Below are 269 nucleotides of genomic sequence, written 5' to 3' on the forward strand. Positions count from 1 at the left end.
GTTGACAGGCGAACTGTGGAGCAGCGCGTCGTTGAAACAGACGCTCGACCAGGCGACCGTTCCGCATCGGCCGGACGGCGAGCGATGGAAGCTGACCGGAGACGATATCCGGGTTTCCGCAAAAACGGCCCTGGCGCTGACCATGGCCTTTCACGAACTCGGCACAAACGCTGTCCGTCATGGCGCATGGTCGAATGATGGCGGCGCCGTCAGCGTCAAATGCTCCCTCCAAATCATCGACGACGGAACGCAACGCTACCGCATAGACT

At 61.0% G+C, this 269-nt stretch carries 1 pseudogene; it reads left to right on the top strand.

The features are described 5' to 3' along the window. Positions 1 to 31: 31 nt before the first annotated feature. A pseudogene (locus AF337_RS25860) lies at positions 32 to 269 on the top strand (sensor histidine kinase); the annotation flags it as partial.

The organism is Rhizobium ecuadorense (assembly GCF_001187535.1).
GTDB lineage: Bacteria > Pseudomonadota > Alphaproteobacteria > Rhizobiales > Rhizobiaceae > Rhizobium > Rhizobium ecuadorense.